General features: G+C 63.6%; 24 protein-coding genes and 1 pseudogene. 6 read left to right on the top strand and 19 right to left on the bottom strand.

The genetic code is table 11. From position 1 onward, the window contains the following. Nucleotide 1: 1 nt before the first annotated feature. From B6V72_RS17405 to B6V72_RS17355, 11 genes are all read right to left on the bottom strand, one after another. Nucleotides 2-937 carry a 2-hydroxyacid dehydrogenase gene (locus tag B6V72_RS17405; RefSeq protein WP_088736157.1) on the bottom strand — a complete coding sequence of 312 codons (936 nt, stop codon included), beginning with the start codon at nucleotides 935-937 and terminating at the stop codon, nucleotides 2-4. Beyond that, nucleotides 937-1,839: a 5-dehydro-4-deoxyglucarate dehydratase gene (locus B6V72_RS17400; RefSeq protein WP_206185811.1), complete on the bottom strand. Its 903-nt coding sequence runs from the start codon at nucleotides 1,837-1,839 to the stop codon at nucleotides 937-939. Before B6V72_RS17400 ends, B6V72_RS17405 begins: the two co-directional genes overlap by 1 nt. Nucleotides 1,840-1,857: 18 nt before the next feature. Next, on the bottom strand, nucleotides 1,858-3,021 hold the full coding sequence (locus B6V72_RS17395) for a mandelate racemase/muconate lactonizing enzyme family protein (RefSeq protein WP_088736155.1): 1,164 nt from the start codon (nucleotides 3,019-3,021) through the stop codon (nucleotides 1,858-1,860). Next, nucleotides 3,018-3,716 carry an SDR family oxidoreductase gene (locus B6V72_RS17390; RefSeq protein ID WP_088736154.1) on the bottom strand — a complete coding sequence of 233 codons (699 nt, stop codon included), beginning with the start codon at nucleotides 3,714-3,716 and terminating at the stop codon, nucleotides 3,018-3,020. The genes B6V72_RS17395 and B6V72_RS17390 overlap by 4 nt, the downstream gene beginning before the upstream one ends. 66 nt (nucleotides 3,717-3,782) lie before the next feature. Next, on the bottom strand, nucleotides 3,783-4,817 hold the full coding sequence (locus tag B6V72_RS17385) for a DUF475 domain-containing protein (RefSeq protein ID WP_078602672.1): 1,035 nt from the start codon (nucleotides 4,815-4,817) through the stop codon (nucleotides 3,783-3,785). Between the two features lies 1 nt (nucleotide 4,818). Next, the gene (locus B6V72_RS17380; protein WP_088736153.1) at nucleotides 4,819-5,793 is read right to left on the bottom strand and encodes a 2-hydroxyacid dehydrogenase; all 975 of its coding nucleotides are present in this window, start codon (nucleotides 5,791-5,793) and stop codon (nucleotides 4,819-4,821) included. Continuing rightward, on the bottom strand, nucleotides 5,793-7,415 hold the full coding sequence (locus B6V72_RS17375; RefSeq protein ID WP_088736152.1) for an ABC transporter ATP-binding protein: 1,623 nt from the start codon (nucleotides 7,413-7,415) through the stop codon (nucleotides 5,793-5,795). The genes B6V72_RS17380 and B6V72_RS17375 overlap by 1 nt, the downstream gene beginning before the upstream one ends. Continuing rightward, on the bottom strand, nucleotides 7,408-8,343 hold the full coding sequence (locus B6V72_RS17370) for an ABC transporter permease (RefSeq protein ID WP_240497754.1): 936 nt from the start codon (nucleotides 8,341-8,343) through the stop codon (nucleotides 7,408-7,410). The genes B6V72_RS17375 and B6V72_RS17370 overlap by 8 nt, the downstream gene beginning before the upstream one ends. A 9-nt stretch (nucleotides 8,344-8,352) precedes the next feature. Continuing rightward, nucleotides 8,353-9,267, bottom strand: a complete 915-nt coding sequence (locus B6V72_RS17365; protein WP_088736150.1) for an ABC transporter permease — start codon at nucleotides 9,265-9,267, stop codon at nucleotides 8,353-8,355. 118 nt (nucleotides 9,268-9,385) lie between these two features. Then, entirely contained in the window at nucleotides 9,386-10,888 is a 1,503-nt protein-coding gene (locus B6V72_RS17360; protein WP_088736149.1) for an ABC transporter substrate-binding protein, read from the bottom strand. 198 nt (nucleotides 10,889-11,086) lie between these two features. Next, nucleotides 11,087-11,980, bottom strand: coding sequence for a DMT family transporter (locus tag B6V72_RS17355; protein WP_078602678.1), 894 nt, complete (start codon nucleotides 11,978-11,980; stop codon nucleotides 11,087-11,089). Nucleotides 11,981-12,159: 179 nt separating this feature from the next. Here B6V72_RS17355 and B6V72_RS17350 point away from each other — a divergent pair, with 179 nt between their 5' ends. Next, on the top strand, nucleotides 12,160-13,086 hold the full coding sequence (locus tag B6V72_RS17350; protein WP_078602679.1) for a LysR substrate-binding domain-containing protein: 927 nt from the start codon (nucleotides 12,160-12,162) through the stop codon (nucleotides 13,084-13,086). A 22-nt stretch (nucleotides 13,087-13,108) separates the two neighbouring features. Here B6V72_RS17350 and B6V72_RS17345 read toward each other — a convergent pair whose 3' ends face one another. From B6V72_RS17345 to araD, 5 genes are read right to left on the bottom strand one after another with little or no spacing between them, the layout of a single operon-like run. Further along, a complete protein-coding gene (locus B6V72_RS17345; protein ID WP_088736148.1) occupies nucleotides 13,109-13,819 on the bottom strand; it encodes a ribonuclease activity regulator RraA in 711 nt (236 codons plus the stop codon). 14 nt (nucleotides 13,820-13,833) lie between these two features. Further along, the gene (locus tag B6V72_RS17340; protein WP_088736147.1) at nucleotides 13,834-15,348 is read right to left on the bottom strand and encodes an aldehyde dehydrogenase (NADP(+)); all 1,515 of its coding nucleotides are present in this window, start codon (nucleotides 15,346-15,348) and stop codon (nucleotides 13,834-13,836) included. Between the two features lie 22 nt (nucleotides 15,349-15,370). Then, complete coding sequence (locus tag B6V72_RS17335) at nucleotides 15,371-16,111, bottom strand: SDR family oxidoreductase (RefSeq protein WP_088736146.1); 741 nt, start codon at nucleotides 16,109-16,111, stop codon at nucleotides 15,371-15,373. Beyond that, nucleotides 16,111-17,010, bottom strand: a complete 900-nt coding sequence (locus B6V72_RS17330; RefSeq protein ID WP_088736145.1) for a dihydrodipicolinate synthase family protein — start codon at nucleotides 17,008-17,010, stop codon at nucleotides 16,111-16,113. The genes B6V72_RS17335 and B6V72_RS17330 overlap by 1 nt, the downstream gene beginning before the upstream one ends. Before the next feature lie 10 nt (nucleotides 17,011-17,020). Next, the gene (gene araD, locus B6V72_RS17325) at nucleotides 17,021-18,763 is read right to left on the bottom strand and encodes an L-arabinonate dehydratase (protein ID WP_088736144.1); all 1,743 of its coding nucleotides are present in this window, start codon (nucleotides 18,761-18,763) and stop codon (nucleotides 17,021-17,023) included. A gap of 242 nt (nucleotides 18,764-19,005) precedes the next feature. Here araD and B6V72_RS17320 point away from each other — a divergent pair, with 242 nt between their 5' ends. From B6V72_RS17320 to B6V72_RS17305, 4 genes are all read left to right on the top strand, one after another. Further along, nucleotides 19,006-20,055 carry an ABC transporter substrate-binding protein gene (locus B6V72_RS17320; protein ID WP_088736143.1) on the top strand — a complete coding sequence of 350 codons (1,050 nt, stop codon included), beginning with the start codon at nucleotides 19,006-19,008 and terminating at the stop codon, nucleotides 20,053-20,055. A 78-nt stretch (nucleotides 20,056-20,133) separates the two neighbouring features. Beyond that, nucleotides 20,134-20,553 (top strand): tripartite tricarboxylate transporter TctB family protein, encoded by a 420-nt coding sequence (locus tag B6V72_RS17315; protein ID WP_088736142.1) that lies wholly within the window; start codon nucleotides 20,134-20,136, stop codon nucleotides 20,551-20,553. A gap of 12 nt (nucleotides 20,554-20,565) precedes the next feature. Further along, entirely contained in the window at nucleotides 20,566-22,083 is a 1,518-nt protein-coding gene (locus B6V72_RS17310) for a tripartite tricarboxylate transporter permease (RefSeq protein ID WP_088736141.1), read from the top strand. A gap of 47 nt (nucleotides 22,084-22,130) precedes the next feature. Continuing rightward, nucleotides 22,131-23,246 (top strand): LacI family DNA-binding transcriptional regulator, encoded by a 1,116-nt coding sequence (locus B6V72_RS17305; RefSeq protein ID WP_240497753.1) that lies wholly within the window; start codon nucleotides 22,131-22,133, stop codon nucleotides 23,244-23,246. Here the strand turns inward: B6V72_RS17305 and B6V72_RS19415 are convergent. The 3 genes and pseudogenes from B6V72_RS19415 to B6V72_RS17295 form a co-directional block, all read right to left on the bottom strand. Continuing rightward, nucleotides 23,247-23,339 (bottom strand): annotated as a pseudogene (locus tag B6V72_RS19415) (amino acid ABC transporter ATP-binding protein); the annotation flags it as partial. Between the two features lie 397 nt (nucleotides 23,340-23,736). After that, entirely contained in the window at nucleotides 23,737-24,396 is a 660-nt protein-coding gene (locus tag B6V72_RS17300; protein WP_088736140.1) for a hypothetical protein, read from the bottom strand. A 104-nt stretch (nucleotides 24,397-24,500) separates the two neighbouring features. Next, entirely contained in the window at nucleotides 24,501-25,925 is a 1,425-nt protein-coding gene (locus B6V72_RS17295; RefSeq protein ID WP_088736139.1) for a hypothetical protein, read from the bottom strand. Nucleotides 25,926-26,371: 446 nt separating this feature from the next. On the opposite strand from B6V72_RS17295, the gene B6V72_RS19020 reads away from it, so the two are divergent. Continuing rightward, complete coding sequence (locus tag B6V72_RS19020; RefSeq protein ID WP_146696216.1) at nucleotides 26,372-26,860, top strand: hypothetical protein; 489 nt, start codon at nucleotides 26,372-26,374, stop codon at nucleotides 26,858-26,860. Nucleotides 26,861-26,939: the final 79 nt, after the last annotated feature.

The raw sequence follows: 26,939 nt of genomic DNA, 5'->3' as shown, positions 1-26,939 counted from the left end.
CTCAGCTTACCAGACAGGACGGGTCGATCGGCTCACCTGCGGCATGGGCGCGGATATTGCCCGCCCAGTGGCGCACCAGCCGCGCGAAATTCTCGCGCGTGCGCCCGCCCGAATGCGCCGAGAGGACCACGTTCGGCGCGGAGCGGATCGGCGCATCGGCAGGCAGCGGTTCTGGAGAGAAGGCATCGAGGCCTGCGCCGCCGAGCTGGCCGGATTTCAGCGCCTCGGCCAATGCCGCCTCGTCGACAAGCTCGCCGCGCGCCATGTTGATAAGCACGGCACCGGGCTTCATTCGCGCAAGGCTTCCTGCGTTGATCATATGCCGGGTCTCGGGCGTCGCGGGAGCGTGCAGCGAGAGAACATCGATCTGCCCCAGCAGCTCCTCGAACGGCGTCGATCCGGCCCCGCCCGAGGCGCGGCTATGCAGAACCTCGCAGTCGAAGCCCTTGAGCCGCTTCTCCACCTCACGCGCGATCGCGCCGTAGCCAACAAGCCCAACACGCGCTCCGGTGAGGTCGCGCCCGATCTCGTAGAGGTTCGGTTCCGCCCAGTTGCCTGCACGGATGCGGGCGTCCCCGACCACGACCCGCCGCAAGCAGGCCAGCATCAGCGCCACGGTGAGGTCCGCGACCGAGGGCGCATTCACCCCCGGCGAGCGCGCGATGGTGAGACCGCGCGCCTTCGCCTCGGCAATCGGGATACCGTCCGTCCCTGTGCCCCATTGGTGGATCATCTTCAGTTTCGACCCCGCATCGAGCAGCGCCGCTGGCATCGGGATCGAGCGCACGAGCGCATATTCCGCTTCCGCCAGTGCCTGTGCACGATCCGCATCGTCGTTGCTTTCGCAGAAGATCAGATCGAGATCCGCCCCGGCGAGCTCTTGCAGCTTGGGCCGAATCTCGGGTTCGAAATATTCGAGTAGGGCGACTTTCACCATCACGACCGCCCGTCGATCAGGGCTTGCATCATCTCCACCTCTTCGCCGGTCAGATCGGTCAGCGGCGCTCGCACCGGGCCGGTCTCGAACCCGCGCAGCTTGACACCCGCCTTGATCGCCGAGACTGCGTAACCGGTCTTGCGGTCGCGGATCTTCGCGAAGGGATAGTAGAATTCGGTCAGCAACCGCTCGCAGGTCGCGTCGTCGCCCGAGGTAAAGGCACGGTGGAATTCAAGCGCCGTCGCGGGCACGAAGTTGAACACAGCCGAGGAATAGGTCGGCATCCCCGCGCCGCGATAGGCCTGCGCGAACAGCTCATGCGTGGGCATGCCGCCGATATAGCTCAGTCGGTCGCCCATGCGCAGCGTGACCCGGCGCACCGTGTCGATATCGCCGGTGCCGTCCTTGAAGCCGATCAGGTTCGGGCATTCCTCGGCCAGCGCTTCGAGCGTATCGGCCGTCACGCGGGCTTGGCCCCGATTGTAGGCGATTACCGCCATCTTCGTCGATTTGCAGACGGCCCGGATGCGATCCGCGATGCCATCCTGCGGCGCGCCGATCAGGTAATGCGGCAGCAGCAGAATCCCGTCGCCGCCTGCCGCCTCGATCGCCTGTGCCATCTCGCAGGCCATCTTGGTGCCGTAACCACAACCCGCGATGATGGGCTGGCCGGGTTGAGACGCCTTCGCGGTCTTGACCACGGCGACCACCTCGGCAGGCGTGAGCGAGAACAGCTCGCCCGTGCCGCCCGCGACGATCAGTCCCGCGACCGGGTAGTCGGACAGCCATTCGAGATGCGCCGCGAAAGGCTTCGGCGCGAAATTGTCGTCACCGTCGAACGGCGTCACCGGGAATGAAAGCAGCCCCTCGCGAATGCGCTCCTGCAGGTCCTTGTTGTCGATCATCTGGGGTCTCCTCCCTCAAGCGGTTTTCTGAAGCGCCGCAGGCAGTTGCCCAAGGCTATGCGTGTCTTTGGTCATGCTGCGCGCGGCCCCCGACAGGGTCAGGCCGAAGCCCGGCGCGCGCGGTAGCCAGATCTGGCCGTCGCGGATTTCCAGCCGTTCTTTGAAGAGCGGCTCGAACCAATCGAAATGCTCGACCCAGACGGGGCCGTCGAAGGCGGCGGCGAGGTGCAGGTGTTGCTCCATCACGAAATGGGGCGCGAGGCCGATGCGGGACTCCTCGGCCATCGCCATTACCTTCAGGAACGGGGTGATGCCCCCGATGCGGGGCGCGTCGACCTGGCAGAACCCGGCCCCGCCCGCGCTGATCAGCGCGCGGTGCTCGGCGACCGAGGTCAGCATCTCGCCAGTGGCGATGGGGGTCGCGAGTTGCGCGGCCAACGCGCCGTGACCTTCGTGATCGCGCGCGGCCAGCGGCTCTTCGATGAAGCTCAGGCCGAACTCATCCACGCTGCGGCAGAAGGCCCGCGCAGCGGGGCGCGTCCATTGCTGGTTGGCGTCGATCATTAACGCGACGCGGCCCTCGGTCACCTCGCGCAGGGCGGCGATACGGCGCATATCCTCGGCCACGTCGGGCTGCCCGACCTTCATCTTGATGCCGCCGATGCCGCGCGCGATCCCGGCCTCGGCCCCGTCGCGCATCTCAGGGATCGTCGCCTGCAGATATTGGCCCGACGTGTTATAGACCGGCACGCCCTCGCGCCGCGCGCCGATCAGATGGGCCAGCGGCAGCTCCGCGCGCTTGGCCTTGAGATCCCACAGCGCGCTGTCGAAGGCGGCGCTACATTGAGCGGCCGCGCCGCCCTCGCCCAGGCTGTTCGTGCGCCACGCAAGCCGCGACCAGAGATAGGAGATGCGGTTCGGGTCCTCGCCGATCAGTGCGGGCGCAATCTCGCGCGCCAGCGCCATCAGTGCCGTGCCGCCCGCGCGCAGCGTGTACGTGAAGCCGAAGCCCGTCAGCCCGGCATCGGTGGCGACCTCCACCAGCAGCAGATCGACTGCGGCCAGCGGCGTCTGCACCCCGGTTGCGACCTTCGCGTCCGAGACCGGCTTCGCGATCGGCACCACCAGATGGCTCAGCTTGAGTCCGGAAATCGTGTCGTGGTTATGGGTGGCGCTCATAGCGATCCTCCTGCGCAAATGATGAGTTCCTGCCCGGTCATGGCGCCCGCATCGGGCGAGAGCAGGAAAGCGGTCGTACCCGCGACCTCTTCCGGGCGCACGAGGCGACCGAAAGGCGGCATGCGGGGCGGTTCGGACGCTCGCGCGGGATCGCGCAGCATCGGTGTGTCGGTGGCGCCGGGCGCCACGATGTTGACGGTGATCCGGCGCGGCGCGTGTTCCAATGCTACCGAGCGCGCAAGCCCGCTGAGCGCGGCTTTGCTGGCAGCGTAAAGCGCGCGGCCCGCCGCGCCACGGGCAACGCGGCTGCCGATCAGGACGATCCGGCCGCCCTCGGGCATGTCGGGCGCGCAGAGCGAGATCAGCCGGGCTGCAACATCGACATGCAGTTGCCACATCGCGGCACCGTCGTTGAAATCCGCCGTCTCGATCGGGCCCACACGCAGCAGACCCGCTGCATGGACCAGCGCATCGACGGGCCCGGCCTGCGCGACTGTCGAGGCCAGTGCCTCGGGATCGCTCAGATCACAGGGAAGATGCATGTAGTCGCCTTCCAGCGCCTGTGGGGCGCGCCGGGCGATCCCGGTGACCCGCCAACCGTCAGTCAGCAGCCGGGCCGCCACCGCCTGCCCGATCCCGGAACTCGTCCCGGTCACGAGCGCATGGCGCGGCGTATCTCTGTCGAGCGCGGCCATCAGGCACTCCTCCCCCGGCGCACTGCCGCAAGTGGCGTGCGTAGACAGCTGAAACGGTCGGTCATCTTAGGTCCGGTCCTCTCCGGCGAGGCGGTTGTGACGCAGAGACGAAAGCAGCGCGAGCCCGATAAATCCCGCGCCGAGCAGGCCGGTAATCACCTCGGGAATATGGAAAAGAGCTTGCGCGAACATGATCACCGAGAGGACGAAGATCGACCAGAAGGCCCCGTGTTCGAGGTAGCGGAACTCGGCAAGCGTGCCGCGCTCCACCAGCATCAGGGTCATCGAGCGCACATACATCGCACCGATCCCCAACCCGATCGCGATCAGGAACAGGTTCTGCGTCAGCGCAAAGGCCCCGATCACCCCGTCGAAGCTGAAGGACGCATCCAGAACTTCGAGATAGAGGAACGCGCCCAAGCCACCTTTGGCCACCGTCATCGCGGCATCCGAGCGGTCGAGCACATGGCCCAGCAGTTCGACACCGAGGAAGGTGATCAGACCGAAGCTCGCGGCGTAAAGGAAGGTCCCGCGATCCTCGATCTCCAGCAGCGAGGAGAAGCCGAGCATCATAAGCAGCACCAGCGCGATTTCCGTGCCGCGCACCGAGCCGAAGCGGCGCAGCTTGCGCTCGAGCCACGAGATCCAATCCACTTCCTTGCCGTCGTCGATGAAGTAGCTCAGCGCCACCATCATCAGGAAGGCTCCGCCAAAGGCCGCGATCGACAGATGCGCAGAGCCGATGATCGCGGCATAGCGCGCCGGATCGGTCGCAGCGAGGCGGATCGCTTCGATCGGGCCAATATGGGCGGCGATAACGACGACCAGCAGCGGGAAGATGATCCGCATGCCAAAGACCGCGATCAGGATGCCCCAGGTAAGGAAGCGATGCCGCCAGACCGGGGTCATGGCCTCCAGCTTGTTGGCATTGACAATGGCATTGTCGAAGCTGAGAGAGATTTCGAGCACCGCCAGCACCGCCCCGATCAGACCGAAGCTGATCGCGCCATGCAGGGTGCCGGAATAGCTCCAGCCGAGGGCGAACGCCCCGACCAGACCGGCTGCGGTTACAATGTAGGCCCAGAGAAAATAGCGTAACATATCAGGCCTCTACCGTTCCGGGCAGATAGGCGCGCAGATCGACGGGGCTGAGAAGCGGTTTACCCGCGTAATGCGCCTTGAGATTGTCGACCAGAAGCTGCGCCATCGCGTCGCGCGTCTCCACCGTGCCCGAGGCGTGATGCGGGAAGAGCGTAGTATTGGGCAGCGCGGTCAACGCCGGATCGGGATTTGGTTCGGAGGCGTAGACATCGAGCGCCGCATGGCCAAGTTTGCCCGAAGACAGCGCCGCGATCATCGCGGGTTCGTCCACGACGGAGCCGCGCGCCACGTTGACCAGCAGCCCCTCGGGGCCAAGCGCCTCCATCACCTCGGCCGAGATCAGGCCGCGGGTCCCCTCGCCGCCCGCGACGATCACGATCAGATTGTCGCTCTCGCGCGCAAGCTCGACCAGATCAGGCACGAAGCGCCACGGCGCGTCCTTCTTGCGGCGGTTCCAGTAGCTGACCTGCAGCCCCATCGCCTCGCCGCGATGAGCAATCGCCTGTCCGATGGTGCCAAGTCCGACAATGCCCAGCTTGCGCCCCTTGAGGCTGCGCTGCAGCGGGAACGGACCTTGCGTCGCCCAATCACCCGAGCGGGTGTAGGCGTCGGCTGCCACCAGCGAGCGGCGCGCGGCGAGCATCAGCATGATCGCGGTGTCGGCCACATCGTCACACAGCGCCTGCGAGGTGTTGGTCAGCGCAATGCCGCGTTTTGCGAGCGCCGCGAGGTCGAAGCTCTCGAAGCCTGCAGAAGAACAGGAGACCAACTCCAAATTCGGCATCGCCTCGATCATCGCCGCGTCGAGCGGCGCATGGCCGTTGGTCGCGATCGTGCGGCATTTCGGGCCATGCTCGGTCAGGAACGCCGCCTTATCCTCCGCAAGATCCCAGCGGTGCAGCGTATAGGCCTCTTCGAGCTGCGCCATCGCCACCGGGCGTTGCGGGAAAAGCATCATTACGTCGGGTTTGGTCATTACACGGCCTCCTTGGCCCGCCGCTCGGCGCGCCGCCGGGCCTGCACCTCGGGATCGGGGTCCAGCGAGGCGGCAAGCAGATTTCGGGTATAGGTTTCGCGCGGGAAGTCGAAGATCTGGCGCACTGGCCCCTGCTCGACGATCCGCCCGCCCTGCATCACAATCACCCGATCCGCGAAATCGCGGACCACCGGCAGATCGTGAGCGATGAAGATATAGCTCAGGCCGTATTCGGCCTTCAGCCGGTCCAGAAGCGCGATCACCTGCCCCTGCACCTGCACGTCGAGCGCGGAGACCGCCTCGTCGCAGACGATGATGCGCGGCTCGAGCGCAAGCGCCCGGGCGATCGCGATCCGCTGCCGCTGCCCGCCCGAAAACTGGTGCGGGTAGCGATGCACGTGTTCGGGTTGCAGACCGACATGTTCGAGCAGATCCGCCACCCGCGCCTTCCATTGCGCTTTCGGCAGGATTTCCGGGTGGATCGCCCAAGCCTCGGAGATCAGCTCGTAGACGGTCATCCGGGGATTGAGGCTCTGCGTCGGGTCCTGAAACACCATCTGGATGTCGCGACGCATCGCGAACATCTCCTTCGCCGAGATCGAGAACAAATCCTTGCCCTTGTAATGCGCCGTGCCACCGGAGGCCTCTTCGAGACGCAGCAGGATGCGCGCCGTCGTCGATTTGCCCGAGCCGCTTTCGCCGACGATGGCCAGGGTCTCGCCTTCATGCAGGTCGAAGCTGACACCGCTGAGCGCCTCGAACGCACCGTAAAGCTTTTTGGCCTCACGCACTTTCAGAAGCGGTTCGGTTTCGGGCACCTTGTCATGGATTTCGCCCTGTCCTGGCGCGCAGGAAATCAGGCGCTTGGTGTAGGGGTGCTGCGGGTTGGCGTAGATCTCGCGCGCCGAGCCTTGCTCGACGATCTCGCCGTGGTTCATCACTACTACGCGATGCGCAATCTCGGCCACGACGCCCAGATCATGCGTGATGATCAGAAGCGCCATGCCGGTTTCCTTCTGCAGATCCTCGAGAAGCTGAAGGATCTGCGCCTGGACCGTCACGTCGAGCGCGGTGGTCGGCTCGTCCGCGATCAGCACGTCGGGCTTGAGCGCCAGTGCCATCGCGATCATCAGGCGCTGCCGCTGCCCGCCCGAGAACTGGTGCGGGTATTTCTGGGCCGAGTCCTCCGGGTTCGGGATGCCGACCTTGCGCAGCAGATTGATCGTCTCGGCCTTCGCCTCGGCAGCCGAGGTACCATGGATCACCATGGTCTCTTCGATCTGCCATCCCACGGTGTAGACCGGGTTCAGGTGCGCCAACGGATCCTGAAAGATCATCGCGATCTTCTTGCCGTTGATCGCACGGCGCTTAGCGCGGCTCATGGTCAGCAGGTCGCGGCCTTCGTAGAAGATCTCGCCGCTGGTGATCTCGCCCGGGGGGCAGTCGATGAGGTCCATCACTGCGGACGCCGATACCGATTTACCCGAGCCGGATTCCCCGAGGATCGCGAGCACTTCGCCCCGGTCGATCTGCCAGCTTACGTTCTGGACGGCATGGACCGGGCCGCGAGCGGTCTGGAACGTGACCGAGAGATTGCGGACTTGAAGAAGCGGATCAGCCATTCTTCTTGCCTCCGATTTCGAGCCGCCAGCGCTGCGTCGGATCGAGCGCGACGCGCATCCAGTTCGACAGCAGGTTGAGCGACAGGGTTGTAAGGATGATCACGAGGCCCGGCCAGAACGACAGCCACCAGGCCGAGGTCAGGTAGGGACGGCCTTGGCTCACCATCAGGCCCCATGTGATTTCGGGCGGCTGGATGCCGATGCCGAGGAACGAGAGCGAGCTTTCCGCCAGCATCACGAAGGCAAAGTCGAGCGTCGCGATGGTCAGCAGGGTCGGCAGGATGACCGGAAGGATATGCCGGAAGATGATGCGCACATGAGAGGCCCCCATCACGATCGCGGCCTGCACGAACATCCGCTCGCGCCCCTCCAGCACTTCGGCGCGGGTCGTGCGCAGATAGACCGGGATACGGGTGATCGCGAGCACGATGACGATGTTGCTCACTGAAGGCTCGAGCATGTAGAGCACGATCACCGCGAGCAGGAGCGACGGGAAGGACATGATCACGTCCGCAATCCGCGGGACGATGTCGCCCAGCTTGCCGCGCGAGTAGCCCGCGACGAGCCCCAAGGCAGAGCCGATCGTCATAGAGGCGATAACCGCACCAGTGGCCACGGCCATCGTGTTACCTGCGGCGACGATGATCCGGGCGAGCAACGGGCGGCCCAGCTGATCGCCGCCGAGGATCCAGAAGAAGCCACGGGCAAGATCGAAGGGCGGCGCATTGCGTCCGCGCAGGTTTTGCCGTGTCGCCAGCTGATCGAGCAGCAAGGGGCCGAGGATCGCGCAGGCGATGATGACGATCAGGAAGATTGCGGCGATGGTCGCGGTTTTATCCGCCAGCAGAAGCTGGAGCATCTTACGCGCCTTGCCGGGTTCGGGCGTCTCCGCTTTGACGGAGGTTGCCGGGGTTCGAGTGTCGGACATGGTCATTTCTCAATACCGGATACGCGGATCGAGGATCGCGTAGGCGATGTCGATCAGGATGTTCATGATGAAAATCGCCAATGCGGTGACCATGATGGCCGCCAGCACGACGGTGAAGTCGCGGTTGAGGATCGAGTCGATCATCAGCTTGCCGACGCCGGGGAAACCGAAGATTGTCTCGACCACCACGGCGCCGTTCAGAAGCGCGGCCGCCTGATCGCCCATCACGGTGATCACCGGCAGCATCGCGTTGCGCAGGGCATGGACGAAGATCGTCTTCTTCGGCGCGACACCCTTGGCGCGGGCGGTTTTCACATAGGCCGAGCCGAGCGCGTTGATCATCGAGCCCCGCACAACTTGCAGGATCAGACCGAAGGGTCGGATGAAGAGTACCGCGACCGGCAGGATCCAGTATTGCGGCCCGCCCACTCCGGAGGTCGGCACCCAGCCCAAACCCACGGCGAAGACGACGATCGCGACGATCGCGATCCAGAAATCGGGCGCGGACGCCCCGATTAGCGAGAAGAAGGTGGCGATGCGGTCGAAGACGCCACCGACGCGGAAGGCGGCCAGTGCGCCCAGCGTGATCGCAGCGACGGTCACGATCGCCATCGTGATCAGTGCGAGGCGGAAGGTCCAGCCGAAGGCTTGCAGCACGACGGGCAGCGCGGGTTCGGCGCGGCGGATCGACTCGCCGAAATTGAGATGCACGAGATCCCAGACATAGCGGCCGAACTGCACGATCAGCGGATCGTTGAGGCCATGGATTTCGCGGAACTGGTCGCGCGCGGCTTGGCTGGCATCGACCGGAAGGTAAAGATCCGTCGGGTCACCTGTCAGGCGCGACAGAAAGAAGACGGCAATGATCAAGAAGATCAAGGAGATCGCACTGGAAACCGCGCGTTTCGCGAGGAATTTCTGCATCGGTTCTCTCCGTTGGAACGGCGCGTGCGCCATGGGGAAATCGGAGCCCCTCTATCCGTGGGCTCTGGCGTGCGGGGCGCCGGATGGCGGCGCCCCGACCTGGATCAGTTTTCCGAGATCAGTTTTTGAACTTGATCTGCGAAAGCTGCAGCTCGGAGTTCGTCGCAATCGTCGGCGTGAAATCGAGACGCGGCGAGACGCGCGAATAGCCAACCATGTGGAACAGGAAGACATCCGGGCTCAGTTCGGCCACCTTGCGGAAGACCTTGCGCCACGCGTCGCCGCGACCTTCACCGGAGGTGCCGGTTGCATCGGCGATCTCCTGATCGAGCTCCTCGTTGCAGATCCCCGACTGCAGACCGTCACAAGCGTACTTGAAATACATCGAGAAGACGGGGTCGCCGCGGTTGTTATCGTGCATTGCCTCGACGATCGAAGGCTCGGGCTTGGCGGCGAAGGGCTTGGAGTAGTATTTCACCCATTCCGCCACATCGACCATCTGCAACTTCACGTTGAGGCCGACATCGCCAAACATCTGCTGCAGGGCTTCCATCACCTCGGTCACGTTCGGGAAGTTGCCCCGGCGACCGATCATCAGGATTTCCTTGTCGACCGGAACGCCATCGGCCTTGGCCTCAGCGATCAGCTTCTTGGCCTGATCGGGATCATAGGGCGGCACACCCAGATCCTCGTCCGCGCCAAGCGTCGTCGGCACGGTCATATGGGTCGCCACTTCAGCCGTGTCCGGGATCAGAGTGCCCAGGAAGGCTTCGCGGTCGACGGCCATGTTCAGGGCCTTGCGCACACGCACGTCGTCGAGCGGCGCGATCGACGTGTCGAGGCGCAGATAAGTGGTTTCCGAGTTCGGATAGGAGAAGTCGGTCTCGGGGTTCGTCGCGTCGGTCTGACTGATCAGCGGCGCAATATCGGCCTCCCCGGTCTGCACCATCGCCGCACGCACGGCGTCATCCGAACGGAACAGATAGGTGGCTTTGGTCACTGCGGGCTCGTCGCCCCAGTAGTCGTCGCGACGGTCGAGCTCGATCGATTGACCGGGATCCCAGTTCGCCAGAACGTAGGGGCCGGTTCCGATGGGCTCGCGGGTGAACTCCATCGGCGTCGATTTCGGCACGATGGTCAGGGTCGACATCAGCAGTGGCAGGATCGGCTGCGCCGGGTCCGACTTGATGTCGATCGTGTGGTCGTCGACGATCGTCGGCGTGATGGTCATGCCACCGAAATACTTGGCCCCGATCTCGCAGGTCATGTCCTTGGACAGGGTGCGTTCGATCGAGTGCTTCACGTCCTCGGCGGTGAAGTCCGACCCGTCAGAGAACTTCACGCCCTCACGCAGATGGAAGCGCCACGTGCCGTCGCCCTGATCCTCCCAGCTGGTCGCCAGACGCGGCATCAGATCGCCGTTCTTGACGTTCAGCTCGGTCATCGTCTCCGAGATGTTCTGCAGGATGACGCGCCCGATATTGGACTGCGACGCCATACAGGGTTCGACGTTTTCGAGCTCTTCGTTAAGGACGATTTTTACGTCCGTGTCGGCGGCGAATGCAGGTGCCGCCAGGCACAACAGGACCGCCCCGCTAAGCAGGGTGTTCTTGCAATTCATTAGAATTCCTCCCAAATTTCACGGCGCGATTGTTTGTATCCGGCGCCCGCCGCATTCGCCGAAGCTTTGGTGATCCACGACGATCAGGTCCGTCGCTCCTCCTGGATCATTAACGAGTCTATGCAAGGCCGGGCTTCAGTCCACGCCAAATTGACGCACAATGATCCAATCTCGGTATCATTCATCAGCCCCGCAGTATCACCCCCCCTTTCCATCCGACGTAGGCACGAAATGATGCGCGCGCTTGCGCGAACTCGCCGCGAGAAGAAGGATCGAGACGAGGATGAACCCCGCTCCGATCCAGCTTTCGAATCGCGGCACTTCAGCGAAAAACAACCAGCCCGCGACTGCGACGAGCGGCAATTTGAGAAAGTCGATTGGGGCGACCAGCGAGGCGTCGGCCAGTTGCAACGCCCGTGTTACCCCAAGTTGCGAATAGGCTCCGATTACGCCCTGCAACGCCAGAAGCGCCCATTGTTCGGGCGTGGGCCAAGACCAGACGGCAACCGCCGGGATCAGCGCCAGCGGCACCGACAGGATCAGGTTCCAGACGACCAGCGTATCCGCCCCGTCGCGGCGCCCCATCGTCTTCAGGATGAGTTGGATCGCTGCGGTCAGCAGCGCCGACAAGAGCGCCAAGAGAAGCGCCTGCCCTGCCCCCAACCCCATCGCCGGACCGAGGATCACGACGATCCCGGCGAACCCGACGCCGAGCCCACTGATGCGCAGTCGTCCGGGCCGCTCGGACAGCAATAGCCACGCGCCCAGCGTGACGAAAAGCGGAGCGGCGAAGGTGATCGCTGTGACGGTGGCGATTGGCGCGGCCTGCAACGCCGCGAACAGCGTGACCAGCGCGCCGAGCTTCAGCGCCGCACGCACCAGATGCGCCGTACGCGCCTCGCTGCGCAGGACACCCGGTCTGCGTACGATAAGCGGCAGAACCGCGATCAACCCGAAGAGGACCCGAGTGAAGCCCATCTGAAACGGATGCACCGCGCCCGCGAGATGGCGCACGATGACCGCGTCCAGCGCTGCCCCCACCGCGACCACAGCCATCAGTGTCATTCCTAGCAAAGCCCGTGCATCAATCATGGCGCCTCCCTTGCGTCAAGACTGCGTTACTTCAGCAAACATGTAAACATGTATTATACTGGTAAATCTTCCTTCCTAATCAGCCACTTGATATAGCGAGCACTAGGAATTTCCGATCGGACATGTAAATGTTGATGCCGACTCGTCTCATGTGGGACGTCGAGTTGTGAGGATTGGCGATGAGCGGACAGACCATCGAACTCAACCAGCTGCGCTATTTCGTGGCCGTGGCTGAAGAGTTGAACTTCCGCCGCGCGGCGAAGCGGTTGAACATGACGCAACCGCCTCTCTCGCGACATATCGCGCTGCTCGAACATACGCTTGGCACGCCGCTTTTCGATCGAACCAACCGCTCGGTCCGATTGACGGCGGCCGGCAAACGCCTGTTGCGCGACGCGACCGACATTCTCACCCGCACCGAAAGCGCGGTTCTGACCGCGCGCCAAGCCGCGCGCGGCGCGGCGGGTTCGGTCGAGATCGGTTTCGTGCCCTCGGCCTGCGTCGAGGTGATCCCCCGGCTCGCCCGCCGCATCCGGAACGAGATGCCGGAAGTGACGATCACCCTCAACGAGGTGATGACCTATGAGGCGATTGAATCTCTCGGCTCGGGCAGCCTCGATTTCGGGCTGATCCGCCTGCCGCGCGAGACCTATTCGCTGCCGATGGAAAAGGTCTGGTCCGAGCCCTTCATGCTGGTCACGCATAAGGACGATCCGCTGCGCGACAAGCCCGACCTCAAAGTCGAAGATCTGCATGGACACGACTTCATCGGTTACTCGACCGAGCGCGGGGGCTTTCTCGCCGAAGTGGTGAACGGCTATCTCAAGGCGCGCGGTGTGATCCCACGCGAACTTTTCGCGGTGGCGCAGCGCCATACCGTTCTGGGGCTGGTGAACGAAGGGTTCGGGGCGGCGCTGGTGCCGCGCTCGAGCTCGCTGATCGGGCTGCCGAACCTCGTATTCCACGATATCGGGCTCGATCCGGACGAGCTGCATTCCGACCTCTATCTGGCGATGCGCCCGACCGAACCGGAACCGGTGATCGCGGTGATCGCGCAGATCATCCGCGATGAACTTTCCGGCGAGATCCTGCCCCGCCGGAAATGAAGGGCCGTGGCCCAAGGAGACCTCAGCGATCATTCGCCTTGCGCCAAGCCTCGAACGCCTCGCGGTTCTCGTCCTTGGTGCAGGGGTAGAGACCGATGATCGTCTGGCCTTCCTTGACCTTCTCGACCACGAAATCCTCGTAGGCCGTCATCTCGACCGCCTCGTCCGCGATCTCATCCGCGATCTCCGCCGGGATCACGATGACATTGTCGCCATCGCCCACGATCACATCGCCCGGGAAGACCGGCGCGTCGCCGCAGCCGATCGGCTCATTGATCGCAATCGCCTCGTTATTGGTCAGGTTGGTCGGGCTCGAAGGGCGCGTGTGATAGGCCGGGATTTCCAGCTCGGCGATGGTGCGCGCATCGCGGAATCCGCCATCGGTGACGACGCCCGCCCCGCCGCGCTTCATCAGCCGCGTAATCAGGATGTCCCCGGCCGAGGCCGCCATTGCCTGCTTGCGGCTGTCCATCACCAGCACCGAACCTTCCGGGCAGGTCTCGACCGCGACGCGCTGCGGGTGATCGGCGTTGCGGAACACCGCGATGCCGTTGCGATCCTCGCGCGCCGGAATGTAGCGCAGGGTGAAGGCCGGACCGACCATGTTCTTGCCCTTCCAGCCCAGCGGCTGCACGCCCTGGATCACCTGATTGCGCAGCCCACGCTTGAACAGCGCGGTAGCCAGCGTGGCGACCGAGACGCCCATCAGCTTGTTACGGGTCTCTTCCTTCATTTGCGTATCCTCCCTCACGCAAGGTCCGCGGGCAGCACGCCCTCGGGGATGTTCTGGTAGCAGACCGGCCGCAGGAACCGCCGGATCGAAAGGGTGCCGACCGAGGTCGCGCCGAAGTTCGTGGACGCAGGGTACGGCCCGCCATGGACCATCGCATCGCTGACCTCCACGCCGGTCGGGAAGCCGTTCGCCATCACGCGGCCCGCCTTGCGCTCGAGCACCGGCAGCAGCTTGCGGGCAAGCTCCGCATCGCCGTCATCGAGATGCATCGTGGCGGTCAGCTGACCCTCGAAGCCCTTCGCAAGATCGACCATCTGCGCCGGGTCCGAGACCCGGACGACAAGACCGAGCGGCCCGAAGACTTCCTCGCCAAGCGCATGGTCCTGCAGGTAGTTCTCGGCGCTCGTCTCGTAGAGGTTCGGGGAGGCGTTGCGGCCTTCCTGCTCGGTCGTCAGCACCGGGGTCACGGAATTGCGGGTATCGAACCGGTCCTTGCCGTCGCGATAAGCCTGCGCGATGCCGTCTGTCAGCATGACCTGCGGGCCGGAGGCCGACAGCGCCTCTTTCGCGGCGGCAACGAAGGCGTCGCCTGCCGGGCCGTCCTCGACCACGGCGATGCCCGGGTTGGTGCAGAACTGGCCCGCGCCCATCGTCAGCGAGCCTGCCCAGCCGGTGCCGATCTCGGCGCCGCGCGCCTTCGCGGCCTCGGGCAGCAGGAACATCGGGTTGACCGAACCGAGTTCACCGAAGAAGGGGATCGGCTCGGGGCGCTGCGCGCACAGATCGAAGAGCGCGCGGCCACCACTGAGCGAGCCGGTGAAGCCCACCGCCTTGATCAGCGGATGCTGCACGAGCCCTTGCCCCACGTCACGGCGTCCGCCCTGGATCAGACTGAAGACGCCTTTGGGCATGCCGGTCTTCTCGACTGCGGCCTTGATCGCCTCGGCCACGATTTCGCCGGTGCCGGGATGGGCGGAGTGGCCCTTCACCACGACCGGGCAGCCTGCGGCCAGCGCGGCGGCGGTGTCGCCGCCCGCCGTCGAAAACGCCAGCGGGAAGTTCGACGCGCCGAAGACCGCGACCGGACCGATCGGACGCTGCATCATCCGCAGATCGGGGCGCGGCAGCGGCTGGCGATCGGGGAGCGCTTCGTCGTGACGCCGATCGAGATAGTCGCCTTTCCGGATATGATCGGCGAAGAGCCGCAGCTGGCCCACGGTGCGCCCGCGCTCGCCGTTCAGACGCGCCTCGGGCAGCCCGCTTTCCTGCGTGCCGATCTCGGTGATCGCCTCGCCACGCGCGTCGATCTCGTCGGCAATGGCCTCGAGGAATTTGGCGCGGGTCTCGCGGCTCGAATAGCCATACTCCCAGAACGCTTCCTCGGCTGCCTCGCAGGCGGCGTTCACCATCTCGACCGTGCCGACGCAGAACTCATGGCTCGGCCCATGCGCGGGGTCGGAGGCGACGGTCTTGTCGGTGCCGATCCATTCGCCGGCAATCAGGTGTTTTCCGTGCGGGGTGAAGGTCATGATGTCTCCTTTTCGCTGGGCGTCATCCGCGCCCGATGTAAGGCATGGCCGTGGCCATCACCGTCATGAATTGAACGTTCGCCTCGAGCGGCAGCTGCGCCATGTGCAGAACCGAAGCGGCGACATGGTCGACGTCGATCATCGGCTCGACTGCGATACGCCCGTCGGCCTGCGGCACGCCCTTGGCCTGACTTGCGGCCATGTCGGTGCGCGCATTGCCGATGTCGATCTGGCCGCAGGCGACGTTCACCGCCCGCCCGTCGAGCGAGAGGCTGCGCGTCATGCCCGTGACCGCGTGTTTCGAGGCCGTGTAGGCGATCGAACCCGGCCGCGGCACCTGCGCCGAGATCGAACCGTTATTGATGATCCGCCCGCCCTGCGGCACCTGCGCCGCCATCCGTGAGAATGCGGCGCGCGCGCAGAGGAACATCCCGGTCACATTGGTGTCGATCACACGGCGCCACTGTTCGAGGCTCACCTCATCGACGCGGACCGATTTCAGCCCGACGCCTGCATTGTTGAAGAGCGCATCGATATGGCCCCATTCCGTCATCGCGCGGTCGAAAGCTGCCTCTACCGAGGCCTCATCGGTCACGTCGCAGGGCAGCGCCAATGCCTTGGCGTCGCCCTGCCCCGCTTCGTTGAGCGCCTCTTCGCGCCGTCCGATCAGACCGACACGCCAGCCCGCAGCGAGGAAGGCCCGCGCAGTGGCGCGACCGATCCCGCCCGAGGCTCCGGTGACGATGATCGTGCGATCACGCATCAAACGAGTCCGTTCGCGCGCAGAAAGCTTTGCATCTTCGTCTGCTGCGTCTCGGTCAGCGGCCAGGCGGAGGGCGGACGCGTGGGCCCGCAATCGTGGCCCGTCGCGATCAGCGCTGCTTTCACGCCGGTCACATTGGTGCCGTTCAACTCCTCTGCACGGATGTCCTCGAAGGGTTTCATTTCGCGGATCAGCGCGTTGGCCGTAACGTAGTCGCTCGCCTCGAGCGCGGCGTGGATCGCCATCGACCGCTCGGGCCAGATGTTGATCAGCCCCGAGGTGAAGCCGCGCGCGCCGACGGCGTAGAGCGCGGGCGCCCAGACCTCCGCCAAACCGCCGACCCAGGTGATCGAGGGATCGCAGGCGGCAATCGCATCGGCCAGTTTCTGCGGGTTCGGCGTCGCCCATTTCACGCCCTTCACCCCGGGCAGTTCACACAGCGCCTTGATCCCGTCGGTGCCGATCGCGTCGTTGCGCAGATAGAGCATCAGCGGCAACCCGCCCCCGGCCTCGGAAACCTGACGCACATAATCCACAGTGCCGCGCGGCGAGACGAAGGGATCCGGCGGTTGATGCACCATCAGCGCCGACGCGCCCGCCTTCGCGGAAGCCTCGGCCAGCTTGCACGCATCGCGGATGCCCCGCCCGACGCCCGCGAGAACCGGTGCGCGGCCATCCACCATCGCGGTGACTTCCGCGACCATCGTGCAGGCCTCGTCGGTGGTGAGCGCATAGAACTCGCCGGTATTGCCGTTGACGACGGGGATATGCATCCCCGCTCCCAGTGCGCGGTCGATGATTGGGCTCAACCGATCGGGCGCGAGATTGCCGTCTTCGCCGTAGGGCGTCACGAGAATCCCTGAGATACCGCCCAAGGCTTTTTCGAGATCGAAACCCATGGAGCCCTCCTTAGAAAATGTCTGGTTCGCCTGCAGCTTGACCGAAATCGGCCTGCAGGAAGTCGAAGTCGCAGCCCTTGTCGGCTTGCGTCACGTGGCGCGAATACATCCAGCCCCAGCCCCGCTCGAAGCGCGGCTCCGGCGGCGTCCACGCAGCACGGCGACGCGCAATCTCGTCTTCGTCGACGAGCATGTCGAGCCGCCGGTTCGCCAGATCGAGGCGGACGATATCGCCCGTCTTCAGCAGCGCGAGCGGGCCGCCGACAAAAGATTCCGGGGCGACATGCAGCACGCAGGCACCGTAAGACGTGCCCGACATCCGCGAATCTGAGATCCGCAGCATGTCGCGATGGCCCTGCTTGATCAGCGCCTTCGGGATTGGCAGCATGCCCCATTCGGGCATCCCCGGACCGCCCAGCGGGCCTGCGTTGCGCAGCACCATGACCGTGTCGGGCGTGACGTCGAGGTTCTCGTCATCGACCGCTTTCTTCATCTCGGGGTAGCTGTCGAAGACCAGTGCCGGACCTTCGTGATTGTAGTATTTCGGATCGCAGGCGGCGGGTTTGATCACCGCGCCGTTCGGGCAGAGATTGCCCTTCAGCACCGCGAGCGACCCCTCGTGATAGACCGGGTTCGACAGCGGCCGGATCACGTCGTCATTATAGACTTCCGCGCCTTCGAGGTTCTCACCGACAGTCTTTCCCGTCACCGTCAGACACGAGGTGTCGAGCCGATCCTGCATCTGCTTCATCAGCGCGCGCAGACCGCCCGCGTAGAAGAAGTCCTCCATCAGATAGTCCTTGCCCGACGGCCGGACATTGGCGACGAGCGGCGTGGTGCGACCCAGCTGGTCGAGATCATCGAGCGTCAGGTTAATCCCGGCCCGCCGCGCCATTGCGATCAGGTGGACGACGGCATTGGTCGAGCAGCCCGTGGCCATCGCGACGAGAGCGGCGTTCCGCACTGCCGCGTCGGTGACGATCCGGTCGGGCGTGAGGTCTTCCCAGACCATGTCGACGATGCGACGTCCGCACGTGGCGGCCATCCGGTTATGGCCCGAATCCACCGCCGGGATAGACGAGGCACCGGGCAGCGTGAGACCCAGCGCATCGGTGATCGACATCATCGTCGCCGCCGTGCCCATCGTCATGCACGTACCCGCCGAGCGCGCGATGCCGCCCTGCACGCCGAGCCACTCCTCGTCTGTGATATTGCCGGCGCGGCGCTCGTCCCAGAACTTCCACGCATCCGAGCCAGAGCCGAGGATCTTGCCCGCGTAATGGCCGCGCAGCATCGCCCCGGCTGGCAGGAAGATCATCGGAACACCTGCGCTGATCGCGCCCATCACAAGGCCCGGTGTGGTCTTGTCGCACCCACCCATCAGAACCACGCCATCGAGCGGGTGCGATCGGATCATCTCTTCGGTCTCCATCGCGAGCATGTTGCGATAGAGCATCGAGGTTGGTTTGGTGAAGCTCTCGTCGACGCTGAGCGTCGGCATTTCGACGGCGAAGCCGCCTGCCTGCGCTACACCTCGCTTCACGTCCTGCACCCGTTCGGGGAAATGGCTGTGGCACGAGTTCAGCTCCGACCATGTCGAGAGCACGCCGATCACAGGTTTGTCGCGATAATCTTCTTCGGAATAGCCCAACTGCATCATCCGCGACCGATGCCCGAAACTGCGCAGGTCATCGGGCGCATACCAGCGGGCGCTACGCAGCTCGGAAGGCTGCTTGCGGATCGACTCGGTCATGTGTTCCTCCCGTATCTTCTCGTTTTGTGTATGCGCATTCATTTTAGACTGTCAACACGATTGCGCGAAGGAAAGACCGCAATAACTACTGATTTTCGATTTATACGAATTTCTACAATACTGGCGATTGACAGCATCGACTTGCTGTGCTGATAAATTATGTATGCGTATTCATACGCCGGGCCGAAGGAGCGAGGGCCCGAGAGAAATTTCCGCGTCATGCGGCTCACTGGGAGGAAACCATGTCCATAAATCGTAGAACTCTACTCGTTACCGGCCTGATCGCCGCGGCTGCCACCAGCCCGCTTGCAGCGATGGCCGAAACGAAACTGCCGCCGAACGTCCGCCTCGTGATAGGCTCGAAATCGACCGGCGGCGACACCTATCAGAACTCCGCCATCGTGGCCGACGCGCTGGCCAAGAAGCTTGGAATCAACGTGAAGGTCGACGCGGTCGGCGCATCTGCGGCCTTCAAAGCGCTCGATCGCGACAACCGCGGCACCACCTGGATGATCTTCCACGACCAGTCCTACCTCGGCTGGCTCTATGGCCAGACCGGCTACGAGAACCCATTCGACACCTACGCGATCGGACCGACCGTCGCGATCAACCCGGGCAACGCCTATCTCGTCCCGAAGGACTCGCCCTACAAATCGATGGACGACATCTTCAGAGCGGCGGCCGACGGCACCAAGATCCGCGTCGCGATCCAGCCGGGCGGCGTCTCGGAGATCGGTTTCTCGGCAATGAAGAATGCCGCGAAGGTGATGAACCCGGGCTCGGAGAAGAACATCGTCGCGGTCAATACCGGCTCGCAATCGGACAAGAACCAGGCGATGTGGGACGGGCTGGCCGACGTGATCAACGGCTCGATCCAGGCCAACGAGCAGTTCACCCAGCTTCCCGCCGATGACCAGAAAGCGATGCGATTCGTCTGGATCACGGCCCGCGAGAAGACACTCGAACAGGCGCCCGAGGAAGGCATGGGCAAGACGACCCGCGCCGATCTGCTGAAATACGCCAGCCCCGAGACGAACGTCACGCTCGACGGCAAGCAAGACTTCACTTTCGACAAGGAGTTCTTCTTCCTGTTCAACAAGGACATGGACCCGGCTATCAGCAAGAAGGTCTCCGACGCGCTCGCCGAGATCTACAAGGACGGCGAGATCCAGAAACGTCAGAAGGCCGCGTTCTTCATCCCGAACTACCTGCCGACCGACGAAGCCCAGTCCCATCTGAAAGAAAAAGCGGACACCTATAAGAAGGTGATCGAGGACATCACCTCGAGCTGATCCGCTCCGTTTTCGGAGGCCCGGCCGACCCGTTCGGCCGGGCTATTTTCTCGCGCACCGTAATCTCGCGGAGGCCGCATGGGCAGCCTGACCCATATCAAGATCGATTTCGACAGCTCGCATCTGATCTTTCCGACCATCATCGCATGCATTCTCGCCCTGCTGGGAATCGCAATCGCGATCACGCATCGCCGCGCGATCCTCGCCTCGGGGGCGCATTGGCGCGGCATCTTCGCGCAGATGGACAAGCTGCGCTTCTTCGGCACGCTCGTTCTGCTGCTGATATATTTTTCGGCGATGGAGCCAGTGGGCAATATCTGGCCCAATACGGGCATGGGTTTCCTGCTCTGCTCGATCCCCTTCGTCTTCCTGAACGGGCTTCTGTTCCTGCACCAGCGCGGCTGGCGGCAGGTCTGGCCACTCGCTTTGACCGCGCTGATCGCGCCCACTTTCGTGTGGTGGCTGTTCGGCGATCTGTTCTACCTCACCCTGCCCTGATCGGACCGCATCATGGAATTTCTCGACCAGATCACGCCGCTCTTCCTGCTGCTTACCGTCTCGGGGACGGTCGTCGGCATCATCTTCGGATCGATCCCGGGCCTGACCGCCACGATGGCGGTCGCAGTCTGCCTCCCGCTGACCTATTCGCTGGGGCTGGTGAACGGCCTCGGCCTACTGCTCGGCCTCTATGTGGGCGGCATATCGGGGGGGCTGGTGCCGGCAATCCTGCTGGGCATTCCGGGCACGCCAAGCTCGATCACAACCACCTTCGACGGCCACCCGATGGCGTTGCGCGGCGAAGGAGAAAAGGCGCTCAAGATTGGCATCGTGTCGTCTTTCGTGGGCGGCATTCTCAGCCTTCTGGCGCTGTTCCTGTTCGCACCGGTTCTCGCCGACTTCGCGATCAAGTTCTCCTATGTCGAGAAGTTCCTGATCATTTTCTTCGCGCTCACCGTGATGGCCGCGCTGTCGTCTGACATGCTGCTGGGTATTTTCTCGGGCGTGCTGGGCATCTTCATCAGCCTGATCGGCACGTATGACGTCTCGAATGGCGGCAATGGCAAGGAGCGCCTGATCCCGCCCGGCACCGAATACTGGCTGCAGGACGGGTTCTCGTTGCTGCCGGTGCTGATCGGCCTCTTCGGTCTGGCGGCGATCCTGCAGGAGGCCGAGTATGGCGTGCCCAAGGGCCAGTCGCTGAGCGACATCAAGGTCGGCGCGCATTCGCGCTTCTCGTTCGGCGTCTTCAAAGGCCAGATCGTGAACCTGATCCGCTCCTCCGGGATCGGCACCTTCGTGGGAATCCTGCCTGGCGTTGGCGGCTCGGCCGCGTCGATCCTGAGTTATACGAACGCCAAGACCTTCTCGCGCCACCCCGAGCGTTTCGGCAAGGGCGAGCCTGCGGGCATCATCGCGTCGGAGTCGGGCAATAACGGCCTGACCGGCGGCGCGCTGGTGCCGCTTCTGTCGCTTGGCATCCCGGGCGACTCCACAACCGCGCTGCTGATCGGGGCCTTCACCTTGCAAGGGGTGCAGGTCGGGCCGCTCTTCATCACCGACAACCCCGCGACGTGGGACATGATGATTTTTGGCATGCTGCTCGCGAATATCGCCATGTTCGTGGCAATGTATTTCGCGATCCGCTACCTCGCCCTCGCCGTCGCGATCCCGAAACACATCCTGTTCCCGGTCATCCTTATGATGTGCGTGATCGGTGCCTATACGATCAATTACGGGATCATGTTCGATGTCTGGACACTGGCGATCTTCGGCTTCTTCGGCTGGCTGATGACCAAGCTGCGCCTCGAAGTCGCGCCCTTCATCATCGGCTTCATTCTGGGGCCGTCCGCCGAAGTCTATTTCGTCAAGACGCTGGAGAGCTTCGGCTCGGTCACGATTTTCTTCACCAAGAGCTGGATCGCGGTCGTTCTTTGGCTCTTGATCGTGGGGTCGGTTGCCGGCTCGATCTACCTGTCGCGCCGCGCAAAGCGGGACGCGGAGACGGCCAATCCGTCGCAGCCCGGCTAAGCGCGGAATGGTTGCGCAAATCGCGCAGATCGGGAAAAACGATGGGCATGATGGATACGGATCCCGAGCAAAGCCGAAAGCGCGGCCCCGGCGGTCGCGGCGGCGGCGGCGTGACCATGGCGACCGTGGGCAGGATTGCCGGCGTGTCGCAGGTCACGGTCTCGCGCGCACTCTCGGACCCGTCCAAGGTCTCGCCCGCGACACTCGAGAAAATCCGCGAGGCGATCCGCACCACCGGCTTCGTGCCCAACGCCGTGGCGGGCGCACTTGCCTCGAGCCGCTCGAAACTGGTGACGGCTCTGGTGCCGTCGCTCACCAACATCGTCTATTCGTCGCTGCTGCAATCGTTCAGCGCGACGTTGCGCGCGAATGGCTACGAAATCCTGCTGTCAGAAACCGGGTTCGCGCCCGAAATCGAAGAGGCGCTGATCGCGACCCACCTCTCGCGCCGCCCCGACGCGGTGCTGCTGACGGGCATCCACCACTCCGCGCAATCGAAGCGGATGCTGATCGGCGCCGATATTCCCGTGGTCGAGGTCTGGGACATCACCGACACTCCGATCGATATCTGCGTGGGCTTCAGCCACCCCGAAGCCGGGCGGGCCGTGGCCGGCTTCGTGCGCAGTGCTGGCAGTCAGCGCGCTGCAACGGTCACCGCGAATGACTCGCGCGCGCATCGTCGCCGCGAGGCGTTCACCCGTGAATTCGAGGCCGACGGCGGCGAGCCGGTAACGCGGGTCGATTGCCCCGGCCCGGCAAGCCTTGCCGCCGGACGCGCTGCGCTTGCGGAGGCTATCGACATTCACGGCTTCCGCTCCGGCGTGATCTTCTGCAGTTCGGACCTGCTGGCCCACGGCGTCTTGATCGAAGCGCGGGTGCGCGGGATCGACGTGCCCGGCACGCTCTCGGTCATCGGCTTCGGCGATCAAGATTTCGCCGCCGATATCGCCCCGTCGCTCACCACGGTGCGGGTCGATCGCGATCTTCTCGGCCGCACCGCCGCAGAGGCCTTGCTGGCACGTTTCGAAGGTCAGGACCCACGCCCCGCCGTGCGCGATCTGGGGTTCGAGATCATCGAGCGCCAATCTTTTCAGACGGGCCACGAGGCGAACCGGGACGACCGTCTGGACGCGTCGAAACAAACCGCGTCGAAGCGCGGATAAGACCCTGCGCAGCGCCAGTATCAAGTTTTCCGCTGCAGTCATATGCGGGAAGAAGTTGTAGGACTGAAACACGATGCCGACATCCTGGCGCAGCTGAGGTCTATCAACTTTCAAGATGCCGCGTCGCGTTGGCCTGATCCGCCGCAACATGAGGATATACGCCGCCCGAACAACCGCGTAACTCATGCTTTCGATAACGAAAATTCGGCATCGCCGGAGGGGCGAGGGCCACCGCGCACTCTGAAAAATGTGCAGGACCAGTACCGTGCAGCTGGTTGAAGTCCTGTAAGTCGGCGTAGCCCTGCGCAACTCATACGCATATCGGTTCAGCGCACCGCATCCCCTGAAACTCGCCTCTCGCAGCTCTGAACCCGATGCTGAGCAGCGATCCACCACTCGATACGCATTCCGGAACTCTTCTGTCAGAGTCGCCGCCTGCGTCAGTGCGTTAGCTCTCAACGCCCTGAGCCGCAGGCGACACTTTCTCTTCTCAGCGGCCAGCGACTTGAGCAGAGTTCAGTACCGGCCAATCTTCGAAGGTGACCTCGAGAAGGAGCCGCTCGCGTGAATAGACGGTGCCGAAATCGATCGCCCATTCGACCGGGTCCCCCGTGAAGGCGTCGAGCCGATGAAACCCCGGCCGAACCGGCTCGGCCAACTCTCGACATTTCCTTTCGAGACGTTTCGCCTCTTCCCATTCTTCATCGATGCGAAGATGCGCGATGGCCCGGTCCAGCTTTTTCTGCTCCTCACGAAATTCGCGCGTCTGTCGCTCGTATTCTTCCAAGGTTTTCGCGCCGCACTGAGGATCTGCACCGAAATATGCATCGACAGCGTTCATCGTCTCGTCCCAGGTTTCTCCGGTTTTGATGAATTTCGGAGCGACGGGGATGTGGGAGCAATAGGCGGGAGGCGGCTCCACGAATGAGATATCGAGCCATTCCGAGGCGAAGCCGAGCACACAGCAGTAGCCTGCCTTGTTGTCGAGAAGGATATTGAGGTGGAACTCGATCTCGTAACGAAAATCTTCGAGTTCTTCTGCGTCGTAGCAGCGATCGTCACGCCGTTCGACGGGATCGATGTCAAATTGACCTTCATCGATAGTGTCTTCGGGAAGCAGAAGACAGTTGGTGATGGGATACTGAAGCATTGATTGCCTTTGGTTTGGTATCAGGAAATCGGAGAAGCAGAGCGTTGTCTCGCGCCTCCGGTGAGGAGCCTTGCGAACCCGATGGACTCGCAAGGCCTTCGTCATCAAGCACGCGTCATGACCGCAGCCCGCACGAGATCGGCGATCTCCTCCCGGCGATTGGCGATAACGACCGCCAGCAAGTGCTCTCCCACGACAGGCAGGCCCTTTTCGTCCTCGATGCGTTCGGCGTGCACAGAGACATTCTCGCCAGTGATGGTGATCTCCGCGACGACCTGCACGCGCGTAGCGGCAAGCTCAAACACGAGTTCCGCTTCGAGGAAGAGCAGATCCTCGGTATGAGCGTAGAGTTCGAAATTCCGCACCGAGAGATTTGCAGTCTTCAGTTCAGAGACCCTAGTTTTGCCTTGCATGATATTTTGTCCTGTTTTGATAAAGTGATAGGTGCGCACAGCCGGGGTCCTAGCGGGCCGCGCGAGGCGGGGCGAGGTTTCCGGAGTGGTTTGACTCGAATTTTGCGGGGGAACATCGGGCGACGCTTTCTCGCTGATGGACCGCAGCTTGGGCTCCGAGCGCTGCGCTTCGCACCGCGCTTGGCAACTTGCCTTATTCTCGACGCCTTTCGGGCGATCCTCGCGAGACGCGTCCTTGGCGTCGCGGTCACTGCCATCGAGCAAACTGCTCGCAGTCTGCCCTTTTGCGGCGACCAGCGCCTCATAGAGCGCAACGACGTCACTCTTTGCGACCGAGTAATGCGCGACAGAATCTTCGCGCACCTCGCTGAAATCCAGCTGCGCGAAGCGGTCGCGCAGCCGTTCCGCACTGACACCGTCGGCCGCTTTCACAAAGAGATGTGAGTTCGGCGAGCGATGCGCAGGATCGTCGAAAATCCGGCCCGCGACGCTGCCCACGCGGCGGATGGCGAACTCCGCCTCAGCGGCATCGCAGAAGACGAAGTCCGGATGGCTGGTGCAGACCGGCGCCTCGACACGCGGGTGGTCGCGGCGTTCCCAGATCTGAAACACCGTGCGAACGGAGGCGGATTTCCCCTCGTGCAAGAAAGCCCCGCTCGGCAGAAGGGTTTCATCGACGAGATGGAACATCGCGTCGAGCCTGCGCCGCACCGAAGGTTTGCGCACCGAGCGGGGCAGGATCATCGCGATCACCTGCGCATGCTCCGCGGCCCGGTTGAAGAAGGCGACCGCTGTGCTCGTGTTCCGACCGAACGGCGGATTGCCGACAACCAGATGACGCTGAAACCCGCGCGGCGGCGTCCACTCGAGATAGTCTGCGTAGGTGATGCCATCTGCGGCGGGAGCGAGGTCGAGCCCGATACTCGTCTTCGGCATCAGATCGAGAAACGCACCAGAGCCCGCAGACGGTTCGATCCAGAGATCACTGGCCTGGACGGGATAGAGCTCCGCAAGGCGGCCGTAACAGGCTTTGGCAATCTCGGGTCGCGTGAAGAACTGATCGAGCGCGGAAGAGACTTTGCAGGTCGGCTTATCGAAGGGGGCGTGAATGGTCATGAGGACTTCTCCTGTTTGTTGTGAAGGGGAAGTCGAGCGGTCGCGGAAAAACAAAAATCGAAAGATGAAAAAAAAATTCGAAAAAATTTTCATCGACACCTTTCATCGATCAAATCGGCCCCCGGAACGACAAACGTGGTGCGAAGACTGGCGAAAAGAAACGGATGCGCAGGATGGCGGCGGATCGGCCTGAACGCGCCCTGCGGAGGGGCACCGGGCCAAGGTTCTAGCGGGCCAAAATCAGCTGTGCTGATCGGTCCGCCTCCGCACCGTGCCGTATGGGACCATGACTACGGCGACCCACGAACAGGCAGCAAACTCAGAGAGTAATAGAGAAGTAGCCTGCGATTGGCTTTTCTGTCGCGCGCTCGGTGTGACGCGCGACAGAAAAGCCAATTACGGCTCCTTCGAACCTCGTGCGTCATTCCGACACTAAGGACTGACACATGCTTGATACCTCCAAGACGCCCCCTGCCAAACAGCCGCGCCCGAAACCTTGGTCTGAAACCATCAAAGCGGGCGACATCATCTCCTATCGTTTCCCGCTACGAGAGGGGGCGACAGAGGAGCGCCCAAAGCCCCGTCCGTGTCTCGTGCTTGCCGTCTCACACCAGCACGGTCAGCGCTGGCTCTGTATTGCCTACGGAACGTCAAGCCGCAAAAAAGCCCGCACCCCGCTCGGGATCGCGCTGGCGCTCAACGCCGCAATGGCTTGCGGCCTCGACCGCGCGACCGGTTTCCTCGGTTCGCGCACGCGCGTGATCCGAACCAACGACCCCGCGCTCTGCGTTTGCCCGGACCTGCGCACCCCAGTGCTTGGCGCTCTGAGAGGCCGGGCGTTCGAACGGATGCTCTTGGTTCAAAAACGTCTGCTCGCCCAGCATACGGCCGCTGAAAAAGCCCCGCTTGAGGAACAAACGCCTCTAAGCCCCTGACCCGTCGATGGCGCTCTCGAAGCGAAGCGCCATCACACGGCCCCAGCGGCTCTTTCAGCCAGTCAAAGCGAACCTCGCC

Origin of the sequence: Thioclava sp. F34-6, from assembly GCF_002213235.1 — a bacterium.
Taxonomy (GTDB): Bacteria; Pseudomonadota; Alphaproteobacteria; order Rhodobacterales; family Rhodobacteraceae; genus Thioclava; species Thioclava nitratireducens.
This window is presented reverse-complemented; position numbering and strand designations above follow the sequence as displayed.